Annotated in this window: 4 protein-coding genes; 2 read left to right on the top strand and 2 right to left on the bottom strand. The window is 70.1% G+C overall.

Annotated elements, in window-relative coordinates:
* Positions 1-22 precede the first annotated feature (22 nt).
* Positions 23-346 (bottom strand): putative quinol monooxygenase, encoded by a 324-nt coding sequence (locus G6021_RS14680; protein WP_179523706.1) that lies wholly within the window; start codon positions 344-346, stop codon positions 23-25.
* Between the two features lie 136 nt (positions 347-482).
* Here G6021_RS14680 and G6021_RS14675 point away from each other — a divergent pair, with 136 nt between their 5' ends.
* Both G6021_RS14675 and G6021_RS14670 read left to right on the top strand, forming a co-directional pair.
* On the top strand, positions 483-1,325 hold the full coding sequence (locus G6021_RS14675; RefSeq protein ID WP_179523705.1) for a serine O-acetyltransferase: 843 nt from the start codon (positions 483-485) through the stop codon (positions 1,323-1,325).
* A gap of 47 nt (positions 1,326-1,372) precedes the next feature.
* On the top strand, positions 1,373-2,065 hold the full coding sequence (locus tag G6021_RS14670) for a response regulator transcription factor (RefSeq protein ID WP_182610963.1): 693 nt from the start codon (positions 1,373-1,375) through the stop codon (positions 2,063-2,065).
* A 78-nt stretch (positions 2,066-2,143) separates the two neighbouring features.
* Here G6021_RS14670 and G6021_RS14665 read toward each other — a convergent pair.
* On the bottom strand, positions 2,144-3,296 hold a 1,153-nt coding region (locus G6021_RS14665), incomplete at its 5' end, for an ABC transporter permease (RefSeq protein ID WP_182641599.1).

Raw genomic sequence — 3,296 nt, 5'->3', positions numbered from 1 at the left:
GGCGGGTCGAGGCCCGGTCGGGCTAGTCGACGGTGATCTCGCCCATCGTTCCCCACTCCTCGCCGTCGACCGTGGTGTTGATGATCCGCGGGGTGCGCTGGAGGTACTGCGCGGCGGAGCCGGTGAACTCCCTGAAGTGGGCCGACCCGACGTGCTCGGCCGGCGCGTCCCCGTCGCGGAACGCCTCGCAGAGCAGGAACGTGGTCTCCGCGTCGGACGAGCGGTACCAGTCGAACCACAGGTTGCCGGGCTCCGCCCTGGTGGCCTCGGTGAAGTCGCGGGTGATCTCGAGCCATGAGTCCGCGAACTCGGGCTTGACGTCGAATCTCACGTTGATGAGCATCATGGCCCCATCCTGCCCGGGCCGGCGCGACTTCGTCGAGGGCTGCGCCCCCGCACCCGCTGCCCCCGCACCCGCTGCCCCCGCGCCCGATACCGAGGTGACTCGACCCGGAAAGCCGAACGGGCCTACCCTGTACCGGGTGACCATCGAGCTGAGCATCGAGAACCCCTGCGTCCCGCAGACGGAGGCCGACTCCTCCGTCCGCGCGGTCTGGGACCGGCTGTCCGTGGACGCCACGCAGAGTCGCGACGAACCCCTCATCGCCGGCCTGGTCCTGGATCTCGTCGACGGATGCGACGACCTGGGCGAATCCCTCGCGAGGCTCGCCGCCTCACGCATCGCGACCCCCGAGATCGGCCGGCACGTCCTGGAGAAGGAGATCAGGGCGATCCTGGTCGAGCACCCGCACGTCCTGGAGGCGGTCGCGGCCGACCTCGTGGTGAGCTTCGAGCGTAACCCGGCCTATCCCAACTACCTGGTTCCCTACCTGTTCGCCAAGGGATTCCTCGGGCTCCAGATCCACCGCGTCGCGCACGAGATGTGGAACTCGGGACGGGTCATGGCGGCCTCGTTCCTCCAGAGCCGGGTGTCCGAGGTCTTCGCCATGGACATCCACCCGGCCGCGCGCGTGGGCTCCGGGATCCTCGTGGACCACGCCACCGGCATCGTGGTGGGCGAGACCTGCGTGATCGGGGACGGCGTCTCGATACTCCAGGGCGTCACCCTCGGCGGGACGGGGAACGAGGACGGCGACCGCCACCCCAAGATCGGTTCGGGGGTGCTGCTGTCGGCCGGGTCGATCGTGCTGGGCAATGTTCACGTGGGCGAGTGCTCGCGGGTGGCCGCCGGTTCGGTGGTGCTCGACCAGGTCCCGCCGCACACGACCGTCGCCGGGGTGCCCGCCAGGGTGGTGCGGCGTCACGCCGACTCGTTGGTCCCCGCCGAGCAGATGGACCAGGAGATCGACCCGGGCGCCGAGTAGGCGTCGCGGGCCACGCGATCGAACGGGACACGGGCGGAGGGCACTGTATGCGGGTACTCGTTGTCGACGACGAACCTGCGCTCCTCGAGAGCGTGCGGCGCGGCCTCGCCGCCGGCGGATGGGCGGTCGAGACGGCCCCGGACGGGGAGATCGGACTCGAGATGGCCGCCGACGGGGACTTCGACGTGGTGGTCCTCGACATCATGATGCCGCGGCGAAGTGGTTACGAGGTGGTGCGCGAGATGCGGCGCCGTGAGATCTGGACCCCCGTGCTCATGCTCACCGCGAAGGACGGCGAGTACGACGAGGCGGACGCGTTCGACCTGGGCGCCGACGACTACCTGGTCAAACCGTTCTCGTTCGTGGTCCTGGAAGCCAGGCTCAGGGCGCTGGTCAGGCGGGGCGCCCCCGAGCGGCCCGTCTCGTTCGTCGCCGGTGACCTCGAGGTCGATCCCGCCGCGCGGGAGGTGCGGCGGGGAGGTGAGCGGATCCCGGTGACGGCGCGGGAGTACGCGGTCCTGGAGTACCTGATCCGGAACCGCAACCAGGTGGTGTCCAAACCCCAGATCCTGCGGGCGGTGTGGGATGCCGCGTACGACGGGGACGACAACATCGTCGAGGTCTACGTGGGCTACCTGCGTCGCAAGATCGACACGCCCTTCGGTGCACGAGCGATCGAGACCGTGCGCGGACAGGGCTACCGACTGGTCGACAGCGAGATAGCGGGGGCCGGGGGCTGACGCCCCGACACCCCGCCGCTCCGGCACCGACACTCTCCTCCTGTCCGCGTCACCGGACCCGCGGGTGATCCACTCCGCTCACTCGGTCAGCGAGAGCGCCTGACGGTAGGTGAGCTTGCCGCCCGTCTGCATGATCGACCGTCGGTAGACCCGTTCCGCGACCACCATCACGGCCCCCGCGACGACCAGGGTGATCACCGCCGCGATGACCGGCTCCCACCACTCGGCCGTGCCCTCGACCAGGCGGATCGGCATCGTCACCGTCGACATGATCGGCACGTACGAGCCGATCACCTGCCAGGTGCCCTGGAGGAACAGTCCCGCGAAGGACGCGATCATGATCAGCGTGAGCAGGGGGGACGAGGTGGACTGGACGTCCTCCGCCCGCGTGGCCAACGCGCCGGCCACGGCGAACAGGCACGCCAGTGCGACGAAACCGATGACGAAGAGCACCAGGTACCAGCCCGCAGCGCCGGCCACCGAGGGCAGGAGCGCGGAATACTCGGTGAACGTCAGGCCGATCAGTCCGATGGCCACGAAGATCGCCATCTGGCCCAACGCGAGCACCGTGGCGCCGACGACCTTCCCGACGAGGAGTTGGCGCAACGGGATGGCGGCGGCGAGGATCTCGACGATCCGCGACTGCTTCTCCTCGACGACGCTGTTGGCGATGGCGTACCCGAAGAGGATCGCCGCCATGTAGAACAGGAAGACGAAGACGAACCCGGCGATCAGCTGGACGCCCTCGTTGGCCGCCCCGTCGGGATCGAGCAGGCGCTCCTGCACGACGGAACCGGCGGTGAGCTCCTCGACGGAGACGTCCGCGGTGGCGGCATTGCGCTCGAGAGCGTCGGCCGCGACCACGGAACCCACCGCGGCGGCGATGTCGGAGTCGACCCCGTCCGACCCGACGAGCGTCCACGCGCCCGGTTCACCGAGCAGAGCGGCGTCGGCGTCTCCCTCCCGCACCGCACGTTCGGCGGCGTCGGGGTCGGCGACCTCGACGACGGACAGCTCGATCGTGGAACCGGCCACCGGCGGCGAGTCTGACCCGGCACCCTGGTCGGCGCCTCCGCCGTTGGCGGCCGACCCGGCACCGGCGGCCTGCACGATGGCCGCGGCGTCGTTCGAGGCGACGGCCACGGTCTTCTCGCCGTCGCGCCCGCCGAGGAGGAACGACAGGCCGAAGGCGACGACGAAGATCGCGATCGTGGTGAGGGTGGAGATGATG

Source organism: Dietzia sp. CW19, assembly GCF_014145265.1.
Classification (GTDB): Bacteria; Actinomycetota; Actinomycetes; order Mycobacteriales; family Mycobacteriaceae; genus Dietzia; species Dietzia natronolimnaea.
The sequence above is the reverse complement of the archived record's forward strand: the minus strand, read 5'-3'. Positions and strand labels throughout refer to the sequence as shown.